The sequence below is a fragment of the Hydrogenophaga sp. genome (assembly GCF_030651625.1).
GTDB lineage: Bacteria > Pseudomonadota > Gammaproteobacteria > Burkholderiales > Burkholderiaceae_C > Hydrogenophaga.
In genome coordinates, this window is sequence record NZ_JAUSCF010000039.1 from 56,383 (window position 1) to 71,475 (window position 15,093).

Here is a 15,093-nt window from a genome sequence, read left to right on the forward strand (position 1 = left end):
GACTTACTCCTTCGATTGCGTGGTGTCGACGCCGGAGGCCACGGGCGTGGCTTTCCAGAAGTAGCGGGTGAAGCCGCGCAACTCGTCGATGTCCTTGATGCGAAACGCCACCTCGACCTCGGTGCCCGAGGCGACGTCGCCCTTGGCCACATCGGTGAACTCCATGAGGATGCGCCCGCCGCCCGCGAAGTCAACCTGCCCATACTGGTGCGGCGGCGCGCGGTGGAACGAGAGCGATTCGGCTGACCAGCTCAGCACGTGGCCACGGCGCTCGGCGAGCTTGTAGGGCTTCTGCGTGTCTTGCAACGGCTTGCTCTGGTCGTACGAGATGCGCGAGGGCGGGAAGTGCACCGCGCCAGTCATCTCGCAGCGCCCGGCCACCAGGCCCAGGATGGCGCTGCGGTGGCGGTAGGCGGTGCTGAGCGCGGTCTTGCGGTCCTGCTCGCCACGCATGCCGCGCTCCAGACGCAGTTGCTCCCGGAACGAGAGGAACTTGGTGTAATTCTTTTCTTCGACGCCGCGTGCGAGCCAGCCAGAGACGCCTCGCGCCGGGCGGAACGATGCGATGGCCGGCGTGACCCGCAGCACGATGGCTTGCGCGCCGCCGCCAAACTGGGCCAGCAGGATGTGCTGGCCGGGCTGTGCGCGTTCGAGCACGGCCGCAAGCATGAGCAGGGCGTGTGGTGTGCCGGTTTCGCCCACGCTGGTGGCCAGCGAATCGGCAAGCGCCTCGGCGCGGATGCCGCAGGCCTTGGCCAGTTGCGCGTCCATCTTCGCGAAGGTGGTCGGGAAGATGAAATGGTCGATCGCACCGGCTTCCACGCCTGCCTTCTCCAAAGCGCTGGCAATGGCGCGCGGCACGAACTTGCCGATGCCTTCGTCGCGCACCCAGCGTTCTTCCCAGTGGTAGTCGATCTCTTCGCCGGCCATGCGGAAGTGGTCCACAAAATCGACCGTGAGCGTGGCGCCTCCCAGGTACTCGGCGATCACATGTCCGCTGCCGATGCTCAGCGCGGCGGCACCGTCACCGTAGTCCATCTCCTGCGAGCTGGCCGCGCGGGTCTTGCGGTGGTCGGTAGCGATCACCAGCGCGTCGCCGCCGCGTGCGTTCACGCGGTCCAGCGCACCGATCACGGCGCTCAGCGCGGCGCTCGGTGAGCCGCCCATGTCCAGCGCCTCCACGCCCTCCTCCAGTGTGAGCGCTTCGCACACCACCCCGGCGTTGAGCCGTTCGGCGAACGGCAGGGTGCTGGAGACCAGTTGCACGCTGCGGATGTGGCTGCGGTCATCGCCCGCGCCCAGGCAATCGCGTGCGGCGGCCACGGCCATGGTGATGCTGTCCTCGTCCCAGTTGCTCATGGAACGTGTGCCTTTGCGGCCTGCGAACTGCGGCGCGTACCAGGCGTTAGCCTGGGCCACCGCCTGGCGGCTCAGCCGAAGCCGGGGAATGTAGCTGCCGTATCCGGTGATGCCTGCTGTCATGTGTCTCTTTCTCCGTGGATGGTGTTCGTTCGGTGGGCGTCGCGGCCTCAGGCCGCGAGGTGTTGCCGCAGGAAATTGCCCATGTCATCGATGGCCGCGCGCGCTTCGGGCAGCTCCGTGGGGAATTGCTGGAAGACGTGGATCATGTGGTCCCACACCTGCAGGGTCGCGTCCACGCCGGCTTCCTTCGCGCGGGCCACGAAGTCGCGCGAGTCGTCGAGCACGGTCTCTCGGTCACCCACCTGCGCCAGTAGCGGCGGCAGCCCCTGCAGGTTGGCAAACAATGGCGAGACGAGTGGGTCTGCGGCGTTGCCTTCCTTGCCGAGGTAGTTGCGGGCCATGGCCACGATCATCGGGCGCTGGTGGATCGGGTCACTGTCGGCGCGCGTGCCGTAGCTGGCGCCGGCGGCGGTGAGGTCGGTCCAGGCGGACATGAGCAAGGCGGCAGCAGGCAAGGCCTGGCCGGCGTCGCGCAGGCGCAGCAGCAAGCTGAGCGCGAGGCCGCCACCGGCGGAGTCGCCCGCGGTCGCGATACGGTTTGGCGCGAAGCCCTGGCCGATCAGCCACTGGTATGCGGCCCAAGCGTCGTCCAACGCGGCCGGGTAGCGGTGTTCGGGCGCCAGGCGGTAGTCCACGCCCAGCACGCGGCAATGCGCGGCGGCAGACAGATCGGCCATGAGCGCGCGGTGCGAGACCAGCGAGCCGACCTGGAAACCACCGCCGTGGAAATACAGAACGGCACGCTGCGTGTCGGCACCCGGTGCGCTGACCCACTGCGCCTTTACGCCACCCGCGTCCACGTCTTCGATCTGCGCATGCACTGGAACGCCACCGAAGAGTTCGTCCCAGTCCTGCCGCATCTGCGTCACAGTGGTATCACGCTTCCAGCTGCCGTAGACGCGGCGCACGCGTTCGATCACTTCTTCGACCGCCGTGTTCATGCGCCACACCCCATGCCGCCCGACACACCAAGCACCTCGCCGGTGATGAAACCAGCGTCCGTCGAAGCCAGGAAGGCGACCGCCGCAGCCACTTCTTCTGGCGTACCTAAGCGGCCGGCCAGCGTCGCGCTGGTCATGGCCTGCAGCAGCTTGTCGCCGCCGTGCTCGATCGCCTGGCGCAGCAGCGGCGTATCGATCGGGCCGGGCGCGATGACATTGGCAGTGATGCCTTTGCCGCCGTTTTCGCGCGCAATGGAACGGGTGAAGGCGATCACACCACCCTTGGCCGCCGCGTACACGGCGCCGCCGCGCGAACCCAGCCGGCCCGCTTCGGACGCGATGTTGATGAGACGGCCGAAGCCCGCCGCCTGCATGGCGGGCAGAGCCGCGTGGGTGGTGGCGAACACCGATTCGAGGTTGATCGCCAGCAGGAGATGCCAGTCGTCTGGCGTGGTCTTGGTAAAGAACGCATGCTGGTCGACACCCGCGTTGTTCACCAAGATGTCGAACGGGCCGTGCGCCGCAATGGCGGCAGCCACTTGCGCGGTATCGGTCACGTCCAGTTCCACGGCGGTGCCCCAGATTTCCTGGGCGAGCGCCTGTGCGGCGGCGATATCCAGGTCGGCGATCACCACCTGCGCACCGTCGGCCGCAAGCCGACGCACGATGGCAGCCCCGATGCCCTTGGCACCGCCGGTGACGAAGGCGCTGCGACCCGCGAGATGCGTTGTGACGTTCGCCATGCTCAGCGGCCCGTGAATGTCGGTGTCCGCTTCTCGATCACGGCGGCCAGGCCCTCGCGGGCGTCGGCCATGCCGGAGAGCTGGGCCTGCATGCGGTTTTCTTCAGGCATGCAAGCGTCCACGCTGGAGCCCAGGCCATTCCACAGCAGGCGTTTGGTGCCCGCAAGCGCGGCGGGTGCGCCGGCGGCGAGTTGGCGCGCAAGCGCGAAGGCCTCGTCCACCAGCTTGTCGTCGTCCACCATGCGCGTGATCAGGCCCATGTCCAGCGCCTCACGTGCGGTGATGACGGGGTTGAGCATCAGGATTTCCATCGCCTTGCGAAGACCGACCAGATGCGTGAGCGTGACCGACACGCCAGCGTCGGGCACCATTGCAACGCGCGTGGCGCCGGCAAGGAATTTGGCCGAAGCGCCAGCGACGACCATGTCGGACGAGCACACCAGGCCCATGCCACCGCCACCTGCCGCGAAGCCGTGCACGGCACTGACCACCGGTGCGTTCAGCCGCATCATCATGGACGCGACGATCTGCAGATACGAGGTGGCCATGCGGATGTAGTCCGGTAGCGCTTCACCTTTGGAAAGGAAGGTGTGCACGTCGCCACCGGCGCAGAAGTTCTTGCCTTCTCCGGTGATCAGCACGGCGCGCACGCGGCCATCGCCGTGCACGCGCGTCATTACAGCGTGCAGTCCCTGGAGCATGTCCATGTCCAGTCCGTTGGCGGCTTCTGGCCGGTTCAGGCGGATGTGGGCCACGCCGTCGGCGTGCAGTGCGAGCAGCGCCGGGCCTTCACCGATAAGCAATTCGGGAGGGGTGTTGTTCTGTTCTTCTGTCATGGTGTCTCCTGCGAGCCGTGCTGCGTGCTAGATGAGAAAAGCCATCGAATACAGCGCGGTTTCGTTGTTGACCAGCACCACCTTCTTGCGCGCCATGCGCAGGTCGTCGCCGTCACGGCGCAGGGTGTATTCGTTGCGCGAGGCCCAAATGGTGTCGCCGCGCGGGGACGACTCGAACACCATGGCGTTGGACGTCACCAACAGCTCGTCGCCCTCGTGTTTGAGGATTTCGACATTCGAGACGATGCGGCGCAGGCGCGATTGCGGCGACTGGCTGAAGCGCTTGCCGGTGTGGAACTGGCGGATGCGCAGCGCGATGCGCGAGCGGTTGTCGTAGATGATCGACATTTCCTTCTCAGGGTCGCCACCTTCGCCGTTGGCGGGGATCCAGTAGACACCGTCGTTGGTCCAAAGAGCCTCCCACTCGTCATAGGCATGGTCGTCCTGGAAGCGCGCTTCCCGGTAGATGAACTGTGTGACCTCGTCAAGCAAGGAACGTGCATCGAGTGCCACGGCGTTCATGCAGCCTCCATCAGGGATTTGTAGTGGCGCCAGATTCCGCGCGACGGGGTTTCATCGGTGGCGTCGCCGATGCGGTAGCCGTTTCCGTCCAACCGCTCGCGGTGGCGCCCTCGCCCGAGGTACAACCACTCGGGGTTGCTGGCCTGCACACCAAGCTGCGTGCGCTCGTACATGGCTGCGTCGTCGGCCAGCAGGAAACCGGCCGGGCCGACCGAGCCCATGGTCTGCTGTCGCAGACGGCGGTTGATGTCAGGCGCGCCCTTGAACTGGATCGCGGTGACGTGTTGCACCGTGTGGTCCACCGACAGTGGCTGCAACACGAAAAGCTGGATCTCTGCGATGAACAGGTTGGGGAAGATCATGATGTGCGGCGTGCCGTCGATCATGATCTCGCGCGCCTTGTCTTGGCCGTAGGCAGCTTCCATCTGCGACACGTAGGCCGGCAGCTTCTCGGCTGTGGTACCGAACCAGCTGAGCGGAACGCCGCGCTTGCGGAACTCGGGGCGCAGGTCGTTCTCGGTGTGGCCCTTGCCGAAGTCGCGCGAAACGGCCGTGGAATCGCTGTCGTACAGCGTGCCGATGCCGCTTTCTGCCACCTCGAAAATGGAGGCATGCACGAACGAGGGATGGTAACCATCGGTTTCGTTCTCAACCAGGAATTTCCAGTTGGCCTTGACCTTGTGCTTAAGGTAGCCGGCGGTGACCTCGACCTCGCCTTCAGGCGAGTTCAAGCACAGTGCGTCTATGGCACCGGCCGCCGCGCCCAGGTGCTCCAGCAGCGACTCGCCTTCTTGCGCGAACGACCCAAAGACGAACCCCCGATGCGACGCGACGCGCGCCACCTTGCCCAGACCTAGCTGGGAGCGGTCGGCGCCTTCATAGCCGGAGGGGAACGGGTAACCGCGCAGTGCCCCGTCGTTACCGAACGTCCAACCGTGGTACGGGCAAGTGAAGGAACGCGCGTTGCCCTTCTCGGTCATGCAGACACGGTTACCCCGGTGCGGGCAGCGGTTGTGCAGCAGGTTAATCTGGCCGGTCTTGTCACGCGTCATGAGGATGGGCTCGGGGCCGATCGACTTCATCACGTAGTCATTGGCGTTCGGCACTTCGCTCTCATGGCCCACATAGACCCAGGTGCTGTACCAGATCTTCTGCAGCTCGGCCTGGTAGATCGCGGGGTCGGTATAGAGGGAGCCGTGTACGTGGTCTTCGCGAACGAGCTCGTCCCAGCGAATGGCCGGGCCCGCCGTCGCGGTAGGCGCAATGGGAATCACATGGGCGCAGTTGCTCAAGGTGTTATCTCCGTGGTGACAGTGGCATTCACTTGAAAGGACTTCCTCCCGGACCGCCAGGCGGGTCCGGGTTGTTTCCCGTTTCTGTTGGTGCAATAATAGTCCGACGAGACGGACTATGTCAACACATCAATCGCTGACTTGAAGAAAAGGAATTACCCCCATGCCCATCGTCACCTTCATCGAACACGACGGCACCACCCGTCGCATCGACGCCCCCAATCAGCGCAGCCTGATGCAGATTGCGGTGGACAACGGGGTCACCGGCATCTTGGGTGACTGCGGGGGGTCCTGCAGCTGCGCCACTTGCCACGGCTACATTGGCTCTGAGTGGGCACCACACTTGCCGCGCATCTCAGAAACTGAAGCCTTCATGCTCGAAGGCGTGCCAGAACCGCGCGAGACCAGCCGCCTGTGCTGCCAACTGCGCATGGCCCCGGAGCTGGACGGCATCGTCGTCCACCTGCCGGCCGAGCAAGTCTGATGACTCCGCTTACTCCGCGTAAGCCATCAGGCATTCCTGCGTCATGGAGGCCAGCGTGCGACCCTCGATGTCGTGCACGGCGCCAATCGACAAGCCACGGCCGGCCGCTGCGCACGGACTGGTGCAGTCGACGTGCATCCACTGATCGGCCAGAATGGAGCGGTGAAGCCACAACCCGTGGTTCAGGCTCGAGATGTACAGCGCGCGCCCGTCGAGGCCACGCAAATGCAGGCCGAGTGCACTGAAGTTGAGCCACCAGTCAGAAAGATAGGCAAACGCTGCCGAATGGACGCGGACATCGTCGGGCAAGGCATGGGCGGCGCGCATCCAGAAGCGGAAGCGCCCATTCATGTGAGTCGACGAGAGCTGCCGCTCAGGGTCCGGAATACGGAAGTCGATGCTGGGCTTGCGGTCCTGCGAGTAGCCACCCAGTAACGTGATGTTGTGCAACAGGGCTGGATCAACCTCGCAGAACGGGGTCAAGTCCTCAGGCCGCTCACCCGCAGGCGCGGTGCTCGGGGTTCCGTGGGCAGGTGCGTCTAGCGGCAATGCGCAGGTGACCTGCGCATCCAGCACCGTGCGCCCATTGCCTTGCGCGGCGCGCACATGCCGGGAACTGAAGCGCTTGCCCTCTTGCAACACCGTTACCTGGAAGTCCACAGACTCCTGTGGCATGGCCCCTTGCAGAAAGAGGAACTGCATCATCGACGCCTCACGGCCAGCAGGCACTTCCATGAGGGCTGCCATCATGGCCTGCCCCAGCAGCTGACCTCCATAGGAGCGACCGTTGAGGTTGGCATCGCCATGGCAACTGCGCCAACGCCCTCCCCCAAGATCCTCCAGCTTCAGCAGTTTTTCAATATTATGTTCGTTCCAAACAGCCTGTGACATGTATCAAGTCCCGGGTTGGGCGCGGCGGTGGCCCACCGTGCGGGGCGCCACATCGGGCTTGAGCCGCCAGTCTGGTCCAAAGTCAGTCAGCGGATGGCTGGGCATGACCTCCTCCTGCTCAATGCCGCGCAAGCGCACCTCGTAAGCATCGAGATAGGCGCGCCTCTGGACCTCATCGGTGTACTGGATCGAAAAGCCAACAAAGGGCTGCAGGACCTGGAGCCCGCTATAGCCGAAGCTGCCGTGCTGCAGGTGCCACAGAATCACGTCGCGCTGGCCCAGCAGGCCATCTGGCTCCATCATGTCGGGGAAGCAACCGGTCGTGAATGCCAGCATGGCCTTGCGACCTTTGAGACCTCCATTGTCGAAGCGCATGCCACCAGCTCCATACACCGTGCCGTTGACAAACACACGGTCGATCCACCCCTTCATGATTGCAGGCACCGAGAACCACCAGAGAGGGAATTGCAGGATGAGCAGATCGCAATCCAGCAGCTTGTCGATCTCGGTCTGGATGTCGGGCGAGAACGTGTGGCGCTGTGAGGACTGCTTCTGCTCGCGGTCGTACTGCAGCGCGTCCGGGAATCGTCGCTCGGTGAAGTCCCCTTCGCACGCAACGGGCTGGAAATCCATGGCGTACAGATCTGACACAACCACTTGATGACCACAAGAGCGAAGCGTCTCGACCGACCTGTCCAACAACGCCCTTCCGAAAGAACGTGGTTCCGGATGGGCATAGACGATGAGCACATTCATGAGGGATCCTTCGTGAAGAATGCACTGCTGCATTTAATAAACCGACGTGACGGATTATTATCAATGATCGAGATGGCGATCAACAAGTGCTGTTGTGCACACAGAGAACCCCGGAGCCCGCAGCCGTGTCCTCCAGGCTTCAACGCCTCCGGCGGGAACCTCGGGGCGTGTGTCTGCCTGCACTTAATATCGCTTCTCGTGCAGCAAGCTGTCGGCCGCCAGCGAATGGCGAGTCCCACTGCGGCGACTGCAGCAGATTGGCGTGACGCCGACACTGCGCTTACGTTGCATTGCCACTACGCCCTTGCTCATGAACTGAGGCAGCGAGCAGCCAGGCGTCAGGCAGGCCCCAATCACTGCACCCACCAAACCTGCCTAGGTTGCCAAATTCTCCACCTTGACCCCGGTGTCGACGGTGCCAGTGCTGTTCAGCAGCTTCCTGGCGGGCATGATTGCGTTTCCCGTGCGAATCAACAACTTGTGCATGCCTTGACAGTGTGTGAACTCCATACCGCGAAAGTCCTTCTGGTTCAACTTCTTGCCCCTAAGAACGAGGGCCAACAGCAAGATCCGGCTTGTATCACTGCACACGCAGAATTCCACTGGGCACTGGCGGCGAGATGCCCCAATCCCTGGCTGCTGAAGATGCACCAGATGCTGTAGGAGCACACCGAATGCTGACCGGCAGATGGCTGCTCCGTTGCAGGTTCACAGCTGACGCGACATAGCCACCGAACACCAGGCCTTGTTCAACGCGGTGCTGAGCAAGGACATTTCACTGACTCAGAAAATCATTGCGCCACACCTGCAAACCACGGTAGATCTGCTCCTGCGCGAGCCAAGCGATAACCTGATCAACCATGAGCCTGGAAGCACGGCTACCGTTACATGAAACCCGGTCACCAGACATTTCCATTGGCCGGCTGCTCAGGGTCATCGCTTCCACTTCTCGGTGATGTTGCTCGAACAATACACGGGGAGGCACAGAACTTTGGCCCACTTTTGGCCCACCACAAACGACTACGCCACCCGAAGGTGGCGTAAACCGTTGTCATGTATGACAATTTTGGTGGGCGGTGCAGGGTTCGAACCTGCGACCCCTGCCGTGTGAAGGCAGTGCTCTACCACTGAGCTAACCGCCCAAATGACTTTATTCTCTAGATCCAATCATTTGGAAGCCTCAGATTATAGCGTGCTTCTGTCCTCATTTTTTCCAGGTCAGGGATCTGCGCGCTAGAAAACCAGCTGCCGCCATACCGCTTTGCCTTTGCACGCCTTGTCAATATCACACAAGACAGATTCGTGGATTTGCTGCTCCTGCTCGTTGGCGCGAATCACTGGCAGTTCAAAGCCACCGAGGTCGATCTGAATCACTTCACCTGCATCACTGGTGTTGGACTCGAGATCAATGATCAATGCGTCCTGGCCGCGCGTCATGTTGATGTAAACGTCGGCCAACAACTCGGCATCCAGCAACGCGCCGTGCAGGGTCCGCCCGGAGTTGTCGACGCCCAGCCGGTCACATAAAGCGTCCAGACCGTTGCGCTTGCCAGGGAACATCTCCTTCGCCATCACCAGACTGTCCGTGACCTGTGCGATCAAGCCATTGAGTGGTGGACGACCCAGTCGTTCGAGCTCCTTGTTCAGGAAGCTCATGTCGAACGGGGCGTTGTGGATGATCAGTTCTGCATCGCGCAGGTAGTCGAGCAGCTCATCGGCAATGGCTGCAAACTTGGGTTTGTCACGCAGGAACTCGTTGCTGATGCCGTGCACCTTGAGCGCATCTTCATGGCTGTCGCGCTCCGGGTTGACGTAAAAGTGCAGGTTGTTGCCCGTGAGCTTGCGGTTGAGCAGCTCCACACAGCCGATTTCAATGATGCGGTCTCCGCTGTCGGCAGACAGGCCGGTGGTTTCGGTGTCGAGGACGATCTGGCGCATGGTCGTGTCTGCTGGTTGCTGTCGATCCGCAATGTCAATGCTTCTCTTTGGCGTGATTGATCGAATACTTGGGTATTTCGATCGTCACGTCCTTCTGTGCCAGGATCGCCTGGCATGAGAGTCGGGACTGCGGCTCCAGGCCCCATGCGCGGTCCAGCATGTCTTCTTCGTTTTCATCGAGTTCGTTCAAACTATCGAAGCCTTCTCGCACGATCACGTGACAGGTGGTACAGGCACAGACCATGTCGCAGGCATGCTCGATCGGGATGTTGTTGTCCAAGAGCGCTTCGCAGATGGACGTGCCCGCCGGCGCGCTGACTTGCGTGCCTTGAGGACAGTACTCGGGATGGGGGAGGATATGGATCGTGGGCATGAATTCGCTTTATTCTGGAATGAGCCGGAGAGCCGTTCAGCGCTCTCACACTTCTTCGAGCTTTTTACCGGCCAGGGCCTGCTGAATACCTCGGTTCATTCGCATGGCGGCGAACGCTTCCGTGCCTTTGGCCAGTGCAGTGGTCCCTGCTTCGATGGCGGCGGCATCGTCGCCTGTCACACTCTGGGCGAGCGCGTCCATCAGGCTGTCAATACTTGTGCGTTCGGCCGGCTCCAACAGGTCAGCATCTGCGGCAAGCGCCGTGCGCGTTGCGGCCATCATGCGGTCCGCGTCGACGCGAGCCTCCACCAATGCCCTGGCCTGCATGTCTTGCTGGGCCGTGGCAAAGCTGTCCTTGAGCATGGCAGCGATCTGCTCGTCCGTGAGGCCATAGGCGGGTTTGACGTCGACCCGGGCTTCCACCCCGCTGCCCTGCTCCCTGGCACTGACAGAGAGCAAGCCATCAGCATCAACGGTGAAACTCACCCGGATGCGTGCTGCGCCGGCTGCCATTGGCGGGATACCGCGCAACACGAACCGGGCCAGACTGCGGCAGTCGGCCACCAGGTCACGTTCCCCCTGCACCACATGCAACGATAGTGCGGTCTGCCCATCCTGGTAGGTGGTGAAGTCCTGGGCCATTGCCGTGGGAATTGGGCTGTTGCGCGGAACGATGCGCTCAACCAGGCCGCCCATGGTTTCGATACCCAGCGACAAAGGGATCACATCCAGCAACAGCAAATCGCCGTCTCGGCTGTTACCGGCCAGTGCGTTTGCCTGGATGGCGGCACCCAGTGCCACCACTTCGTCGGGGTTGAGATTGGTCAGAGGTGCCTGCCCAAAAAACGCCCCCACCGTGCGCTGAATCACCGGCATGCGGGTGGAGCCACCCACCATGACCACGCCCTGGATTTCGTCTTTGGCAACCCCCGCGTCGCGCAGCACCTTGCGCACCGCCGTCATGGTCCGCGCCGTGAGATCTGTCGTACATTGTTCGAAGTCGGTGGCTGTCACCGGCCGTTCAATAGCCTGGTCTGCCACTTGTGCAGAAAAAACCACGCGCTCGGCTGTGGAGAGCGCCTCCTTTGCACGGCGCGCCTCTACGTACAAGGCGGCGCGCTCGGATGCCGTCAATGCGCCGGCGATGCCCTGCTGAGCCAACACCCAGGCGGCCAGCGCCTGATCGTAGTCATCGCCTCCCAATGCGGAATCTCCACCGGTGGCCATCACTTCAAAAACGCCACGCGTCAACCGCAGAACGGACACGTCAAAGGTGCCGCCACCGAGGTCATAAATGACATACACACCCTCTGACCCATTGTCCAACCCATAGGCGATGGCGGCAGCGGTAGGTTCATTGATCAAGCGCAGCACATTGATGCCGGCCAATTGCGCAGCATCCTTGGTTGCCTGCCGTTGTGCGTCGTCGAAATACGCTGGCACGGTGATGACGGCCCCATAGAGCTCTTCATCAAAGCTGTCTTCCGCCCGGAAGCGAAGCGTGGCCAAAATCTCGGCGCTGACTTCCATGGGTGTTTTGCGCCCGGCAACCGTTTCCACCACCGCCATGCCATTGGCGTCCACCACCTCGTAAGGCAGGCGGTCCGCGTCCACCACCTGAGCGCGCGTGCGCCCCATGAGCCTTTTGACCGAGCTGATGGTGTTGGCCGGGTCGTCGACCTGTGCGGCCAGTGCATCAAACCCTATCTGACGGCCAGAAGTGCCCTGAGCCGGATCTGTGTAGCGCACCACGCTGGGCAGAATCACCCGGCCGTCCTCAGCTGGCAAACACTCTGCGACGCCATGCCGAACCGCCGCCACCAGCGAATGGGTGGTCCCCAGATCAATACCCACGGCCACGCGGCGTTGATGGGGATCGAGGGATTGTCCGGGTTCGGAAATTTGCAGTAGCGCCATGAATACAGTAAGTAGAAAAAAGAAGCAGAGGACTTGTCTAAGGGCAAAGCCTATTGTCCGTGCTGATCGAGCCGTTGCTCGACATCGCGCGCAAAGCGCTCAACAAACATAAGGGCTCTGACCTGCTTGGCCAGTGCGGGATGGTCCTTCTCCACATCAGCGGTCTGGGCAAGTGCCGCCAGCATATCGCGGCGCACAGTGGCCACCTGTTCAAGCATGCGCTCCATATCTTCACCTGTGACAGCCTCTTCCAGTTCTTCTCGCCACTGCATCTGCTGAATCAGGAAGGCCGCAGGCATGGCGGTGTTGTCTTCTGCACCAATGGGAACGCCATGAAGCTCGCAGAGATAGGAAGCCCGCTTGAGCGGATCCTTCAGGCGCCGGTAAGCCTCATTGATTCGAACCGACCACTGCATCGCCTGGCGCTGGGCCTGGGCATCGGCTGTGGAGAAACGATCCGGATGAGCCTCTCGCTGCAGCGCCTTCCAGCGCTCGTCCAATGCGGCAAGATCCACTGAGAAACCGGGGGCGAGACCGAATATCTCAAAGTCGTTGGATTGCAGGTTCAGGCTCATGCAAGGATCACACTCTCAAGAAAATGGCTGCATCGAGACGGGCCGAACAGAAAACTCATCAGCGGCGCTCCTTCAAGACAAAAGCCGCCAATACCTTTGCGCACTGGCGGCCCGGATTCATCTGGTAGAAGGTCAGATGCGGAAGCTCTCTCCGCAACCGCAACGGTCCCGCTCGTTGGGATTGTTGAAGCGGAAGCCCTCGTTGAGCCCTTCACGAACAAAATCGAGTTGGGTGCCGTCAATGTAGGCCAGGCTCTTGGGGTCGACAAGCACCTTCACGCCGTTGTCTTCAAACACCACATCCTCGGGCGCGATTTCGTCAGCGTATTCCAGCTTATAGGCAAGTCCGGAGCATCCGGTCGTCTTCACGCCCAGACGCACGCCCACGCCTTTACCACGCTTGGTGATGTAGCGGTTGACGTGCCGCGCAGCGGCTTCTGAAATCGAGATGGCCATATCTATCGTTCAATCCAAGCGTCGTAGCAAAGTGGTCTCTGCACAAGAATCCACCACAGAATCGGCTTCGCTGGGCAGCAAGCGTGGTGCCCCAGGAAGAAGGCGCGAAGCGGCGAAGGGGGGGTTCTTAGTTCAGGTGCTTCTTGCGGTAGTCATCCACAGCCGCCTTGATCGCGTCCTCCGCAAGGATGGAGCAGTGGATTTTCACCGGCGGCAACGCCAGTTCTTCCGCGATCTCGCTGTTTTTCAGTGCGGCCGCCTGATCCAGGGTCTTCCCCTTGACCCATTCGGTGACCAGTGAAGAAGAGGCAATGGCAGAACCACAGCCGTAGGTCTTGAATCGTGCATCTTCGATTACACCCGTTGTAGGGTTGACCTTGATCTGCAGCTTCATCACGTCGCCACAGGCCGGCGCGCCCACCATACCGGTACCGACCGAGTCGTCGCCCTTGTCGAACGAGCCGACATTGCGGGGATTTTCGTAGTGGTCCACCACTTTTTCAGAATAAGCCATGATGATTTCCTTTCGCTCACATGTCACGTTTGCCGATACCGGTCCAGAGATGCCGCGGAACCGGCTTTGCCGGGCCGCTGGCATCGCCCCCTTAGAGGGGGAGACGCGAAGCGGCGCGGGGGTGTTTCACAAATTCAGTGCGCTGCCCATTGAATGGTGGACAAGTCCACACCATCCTTGAACATCTCCCACAACGGCGAGAGTTCGCGCAGCTTGGCCACGTTCTCCTTGATGGTGGCGATGGCGTAGTCAATCTCTTCTTCGGTCGTCCACCGGCCGATTGTCATGCGCAGGCTGCTGTGGGCCAGTTCGTCACTACGGCCCAGGGCGCGCAGCACATAACTGGGTTCCAGGCTGGCCGATGTGCAGGCCGAACCGGACGACACCGCCAAGCCCTTGATTCCCATGATGAGCGACTCACCTTCAACATAGTTGAAACTCATGTTGAGGTTGTGAGGCACACGCTGCGTCTCGTGACCGTTGATGAACACTTCCTCGATGTCTTTCAGGCCCGTCACCATGCGGTCGTGCAAGGCGCGGATGCGTACGTTCTCCGCGTGCATCTCTTCTTTGGCGATACGGTAGGCTTCGCCCATGCCCACGCACTGATGGGTGGGCAGCGTTCCCGAGCGCATGCCTCGCTCATGACCACCACCGTGCATCTGGGCCTCGATACGCACACGCGGCTTGCGACGCACGAAAAGCGCGCCGATGCCCTTGGGTCCGTAGGTTTTGTGCGATGTCAGGCTCATCAGATCGACAGGCAATGTGCTCAGATCCACATCGACGCGCCCCGTTGCCTGTGCGGCGTCAGTGTGAAAGATCACGCCTTTCTCGCGGCAAATGGCGCCAATGGCAGCGATGTCCTGGATCACACCGATTTCGTTGTTCACGAACATGACCGAGGCCAGGATGGTGTCGGGGCGAATCGTGGCCTTGAAGACCTCCAGATCCACCAAGCCATCGGCTTGAACGTCGAGGTAGGTGACCTCGAAGCCTTGTCGCTCCAGTTCCCGGCAGGTATCGAGCACGGCCTTGTGCTCGGTCTTGACGGTGATGATGTGCTTGCCCTTGGTCTTGTAGAAGTGCGCAGCACCTTTCAAGGCCAGGTTGTTTGACTCGGTGGCGCCGCTGGTCCAGACGATTTCACGGGGATCGGCGTTAATCAAAGCAGCCACCTGTTCACGAGCGGTTTCAACTGCTTTTTCCGCCTCCCAGCCCCAGGCATGGCTTCGCGAGGCCGGATTGCCGAAATGCTCGCGCAACCAGGGAATCATCGCGTCGACCACCCTGGGATCACAGGGGTTTGTGGCGCTGTAGTCCATGTAGATGGGGAAGTGTGGAGTGCTCATGGCTGACAGTTGAAAGCTGGT

The 15,093-nt window shown here is 61.8% G+C and carries 16 protein-coding genes and 1 tRNA gene; 1 reads left to right on the top strand and 16 read right to left on the bottom strand.

Annotated features, from left to right (window positions below):
• Positions 1–3 precede the first annotated feature (3 nt).
• From Q7V46_RS18585 to Q7V46_RS18610, 6 genes are read right to left on the bottom strand one after another with little or no spacing between them, the layout of a single operon-like run.
• On the bottom strand, positions 4–1,482 hold the full coding sequence (locus tag Q7V46_RS18585; RefSeq protein ID WP_304915063.1) for a hydroxymethylglutaryl-CoA synthase family protein: 1,479 nt from the start codon (positions 1,480–1,482) through the stop codon (positions 4–6).
• Positions 1,483–1,529: 47 nt separating this feature from the next.
• Positions 1,530–2,423: an alpha/beta hydrolase gene (locus tag Q7V46_RS18590; protein ID WP_304915064.1), complete on the bottom strand. Its 894-nt coding sequence runs from the start codon at positions 2,421–2,423 to the stop codon at positions 1,530–1,532.
• Positions 2,420–3,166 (bottom strand): SDR family NAD(P)-dependent oxidoreductase, encoded by a 747-nt coding sequence (locus Q7V46_RS18595; protein WP_304915065.1) that lies wholly within the window; start codon positions 3,164–3,166, stop codon positions 2,420–2,422. Before Q7V46_RS18595 ends, Q7V46_RS18590 begins: the two co-directional genes overlap by 4 nt.
• Positions 3,167–3,168: 2 nt before the next feature.
• A complete protein-coding gene (locus Q7V46_RS18600; RefSeq protein ID WP_304915066.1) occupies positions 3,169–4,002 on the bottom strand; it encodes an enoyl-CoA hydratase/isomerase family protein in 834 nt (277 codons plus the stop codon).
• 27 nt (positions 4,003–4,029) lie between these two features.
• Positions 4,030–4,524, bottom strand: a complete 495-nt coding sequence (locus Q7V46_RS18605) for an aromatic-ring-hydroxylating dioxygenase subunit beta (RefSeq protein ID WP_304915067.1) — start codon at positions 4,522–4,524, stop codon at positions 4,030–4,032.
• Positions 4,521–5,816 (bottom strand): aromatic ring-hydroxylating dioxygenase subunit alpha, encoded by a 1,296-nt coding sequence (locus Q7V46_RS18610; protein WP_304915068.1) that lies wholly within the window; start codon positions 5,814–5,816, stop codon positions 4,521–4,523. Before Q7V46_RS18610 ends, Q7V46_RS18605 begins: the two co-directional genes overlap by 4 nt.
• Positions 5,817–5,979: 163 nt before the next feature.
• On the opposite strand from Q7V46_RS18610, the gene Q7V46_RS18615 reads away from it, so the two are divergent.
• Complete coding sequence (locus tag Q7V46_RS18615; protein WP_304915069.1) at positions 5,980–6,300, top strand: 2Fe-2S iron-sulfur cluster-binding protein; 321 nt, start codon at positions 5,980–5,982, stop codon at positions 6,298–6,300.
• A gap of 9 nt (positions 6,301–6,309) precedes the next feature.
• Here the strand turns inward: Q7V46_RS18615 and Q7V46_RS18620 are convergent, their stop codons facing one another.
• From Q7V46_RS18620 to Q7V46_RS18665, 10 genes are all read right to left on the bottom strand, one after another.
• Complete coding sequence (locus Q7V46_RS18620; RefSeq protein ID WP_304915070.1) at positions 6,310–7,191, bottom strand: acyl-CoA thioesterase II; 882 nt, start codon at positions 7,189–7,191, stop codon at positions 6,310–6,312.
• Between the two features lie 3 nt (positions 7,192–7,194).
• Complete coding sequence (locus Q7V46_RS18625; RefSeq protein WP_304915071.1) at positions 7,195–7,947, bottom strand: NAD(P)H-dependent oxidoreductase; 753 nt, start codon at positions 7,945–7,947, stop codon at positions 7,195–7,197.
• A 1,067-nt stretch (positions 7,948–9,014) separates the two neighbouring features.
• Positions 9,015–9,089 (bottom strand) — tRNA-Val (locus Q7V46_RS18630).
• A 91-nt stretch (positions 9,090–9,180) separates the two neighbouring features.
• Positions 9,181–9,885: a DNA polymerase III subunit epsilon gene (dnaQ, locus tag Q7V46_RS18635; RefSeq protein ID WP_304915072.1), complete on the bottom strand. Its 705-nt coding sequence runs from the start codon at positions 9,883–9,885 to the stop codon at positions 9,181–9,183.
• Between the two features lie 34 nt (positions 9,886–9,919).
• Positions 9,920–10,258: an ISC system 2Fe-2S type ferredoxin gene (gene fdx / locus Q7V46_RS18640; protein WP_304915073.1), complete on the bottom strand. Its 339-nt coding sequence runs from the start codon at positions 10,256–10,258 to the stop codon at positions 9,920–9,922.
• A gap of 45 nt (positions 10,259–10,303) precedes the next feature.
• On the bottom strand, positions 10,304–12,175 hold the full coding sequence (hscA, locus tag Q7V46_RS18645; protein WP_304915074.1) for a Fe-S protein assembly chaperone HscA: 1,872 nt from the start codon (positions 12,173–12,175) through the stop codon (positions 10,304–10,306).
• Between the two features lie 50 nt (positions 12,176–12,225).
• Entirely contained in the window at positions 12,226–12,744 is a 519-nt protein-coding gene (gene hscB / locus Q7V46_RS18650; RefSeq protein ID WP_304915316.1) for a Fe-S protein assembly co-chaperone HscB, read from the bottom strand.
• A gap of 138 nt (positions 12,745–12,882) precedes the next feature.
• Complete coding sequence (gene iscA / locus Q7V46_RS18655) at positions 12,883–13,206, bottom strand: iron-sulfur cluster assembly protein IscA (protein ID WP_304915075.1); 324 nt, start codon at positions 13,204–13,206, stop codon at positions 12,883–12,885.
• A 127-nt stretch (positions 13,207–13,333) separates the two neighbouring features.
• On the bottom strand, positions 13,334–13,720 hold the full coding sequence (gene iscU / locus Q7V46_RS18660) for a Fe-S cluster assembly scaffold IscU (protein ID WP_304915076.1): 387 nt from the start codon (positions 13,718–13,720) through the stop codon (positions 13,334–13,336).
• A 134-nt stretch (positions 13,721–13,854) separates the two neighbouring features.
• Positions 13,855–15,072: an IscS subfamily cysteine desulfurase gene (locus tag Q7V46_RS18665; protein ID WP_304915077.1), complete on the bottom strand. Its 1,218-nt coding sequence runs from the start codon at positions 15,070–15,072 to the stop codon at positions 13,855–13,857.
• Between the last annotated feature and the right edge of the window lie 21 nt (positions 15,073–15,093).

Coding starts and splice junctions, on each gene's coding strand:
- Q7V46_RS18585 (WP_304915063.1), bottom strand. CDS start 1,482: ATGACAGCAGGCATCACCGGATACGGCAGCTACATTCCCCGGCTTCGG.
- Q7V46_RS18590 (WP_304915064.1), bottom strand. CDS start 2,423: ATGAACACGGCGGTCGAAGAAGTGATCGAACGCGTGCGCCGCGTCTAC.
- Q7V46_RS18595 (WP_304915065.1), bottom strand. CDS start 3,166: ATGGCGAACGTCACAACGCATCTCGCGGGTCGCAGCGCCTTCGTCACC.
- Q7V46_RS18600 (WP_304915066.1), bottom strand. CDS start 4,002: ATGACAGAAGAACAGAACAACACCCCTCCCGAATTGCTTATCGGTGAA.
- Q7V46_RS18605 (WP_304915067.1), bottom strand. CDS start 4,524: ATGAACGCCGTGGCACTCGATGCACGTTCCTTGCTTGACGAGGTCACA.
- Q7V46_RS18615 (WP_304915069.1), top strand. CDS start 5,980: ATGCCCATCGTCACCTTCATCGAACACGACGGCACCACCCGTCGCATC.
- Q7V46_RS18620 (WP_304915070.1), bottom strand. CDS start 7,191: ATGTCACAGGCTGTTTGGAACGAACATAATATTGAAAAACTGCTGAAG.
- Q7V46_RS18625 (WP_304915071.1), bottom strand. CDS start 7,947: ATGAATGTGCTCATCGTCTATGCCCATCCGGAACCACGTTCTTTCGGA.
- dnaQ (WP_304915072.1), bottom strand. CDS start 9,885: ATGCGCCAGATCGTCCTCGACACCGAAACCACCGGCCTGTCTGCCGAC.
- fdx (WP_304915073.1), bottom strand. CDS start 10,258: ATGCCCACGATCCATATCCTCCCCCATCCCGAGTACTGTCCTCAAGGC.
- hscA (WP_304915074.1), bottom strand. CDS start 12,175: ATGGCGCTACTGCAAATTTCCGAACCCGGACAATCCCTCGATCCCCAT.
- iscA (WP_304915075.1), bottom strand. CDS start 13,206: ATGGCCATCTCGATTTCAGAAGCCGCTGCGCGGCACGTCAACCGCTAC.
- iscU (WP_304915076.1), bottom strand. CDS start 13,720: ATGGCTTATTCTGAAAAAGTGGTGGACCACTACGAAAATCCCCGCAAT.
- Q7V46_RS18665 (WP_304915077.1), bottom strand. CDS start 15,072: ATGAGCACTCCACACTTCCCCATCTACATGGACTACAGCGCCACAAAC.